The following is a 1,221-nucleotide window of genomic DNA, read 5'->3' as shown; positions in this document are numbered from 1 at the left end:
GTTGCCGGGAAGCTAGAGTAAGTAGTTCGCCAGTTAATAGTTTGCGCAACGTTGTTGCCATTGCTACAGGCATCGTGGTGTCACGCTCGTCGTTTGGTATGGCTTCATTCAGCTCCGGTTCCCAACGATCAAGGCGAGTTACATGATCCCCCATGTTGTGCAAAAAAGCGGTTAGCTCCTTCGGTCCTCCGATCGTTGTCAGAAGTAAGTTGGCCGCAGTGTTATCACTCATGGTTATGGCAGCACTGCATAATTCTCTTACTGTCATGCCATCCGTAAGATGCTTTTCTGTGACTGGTGAGTACTCAACCAAGTCATTCTGAGAATAGTGTATGCGGCGACCGAGTTGCTCTTGCCCGGCGTCAATACGGGATAATACCGCGCCACATAGCAGAACTTTAAAAGTGCTCATCATTGGAAAACGTTCTTCGGGGCGAAAACTCTCAAGGATCTTACCGCTGTTGAGATCCAGTTCGATGTAACCCACTCGTGCACCCAACTGATCTTCAGCATCTTTTACTTTCACCAGCGTTTCTGGGTGAGCAAAAACAGGAAGGCAAAATGCCGCAAAAAAGGGAATAAGGGCGACACGGAAATGTTGAATACTCATACTCTTCCTTTTTCAATATTATTGAAGCATTTATCAGGGTTATTGTCTCATGAGCGGATACATATTTGAATGTATTTAGAAAAATAAACAAATAGGCATGCAGCGCTCTTCCGCTTCCTCGCTCACTGACTCGCTGCGCTCGGTCGTTCGGCTGCGGCGAGCGGTATCAGCTCACTCAAAGGCGGTAATACGGTTATCCACAGAATCAGGGGATAACGCAGGAAAGAACATGTGAGCAAAAGGCCAGCAAAAGGCCAGGAACCGTAAAAAGGCCGCGTTGCTGGCGTTTTTCCATAGGCTCCTCCCCCCTGACGAGCATCACAAAAATCGACGCTCAAGTCAGAGGTGGCGAAACCCGACAGGACTATAAAGATACCAGGCGTTTCCCCCTGGAAGCTCCCTCGTGCGCTCTCCTGTTCCGACCCTGCCGCTTACCGGATACCTGTCCGCCTTTCTCCCTTCGGGAAGCGTGGCGCTTTCTCATAGCTCACGCTGTAGGTATCTCAGTTCGGTGTAGGTCGTTCGCTCCAAGCTGGGCTGTGTGCACGAACCCCCCGTTCAGCCCGACCGCTGCGCCTTATCCGGTAACTATCGTCTTGAGTCCAACCCGG

General features: G+C 50.6%; 1 protein-coding gene. It reads right to left on the bottom strand.

Going from position 1 to position 1,221, the window contains the following annotated elements; genetic code table 11:
* Positions 1 to 610, bottom strand: a 610-nt coding sequence (gene bla, locus AB0C16_RS40025; protein WP_357691367.1) for a class A beta-lactamase, incomplete at its 3' end; no start/stop codon positions are given.
* Positions 611 to 1,221: the final 611 nt, after the last annotated feature.

The sequence above is a fragment of the Nonomuraea sp. NPDC048916 genome, assembly GCF_040649575.1.
Lineage (GTDB): Bacteria > Actinomycetota > Actinomycetes > Streptosporangiales > Streptosporangiaceae > Nonomuraea.
The sequence above is the reverse complement of the archived record's forward strand: the minus strand, read 5'-3'. Positions and strand labels throughout refer to the sequence as shown.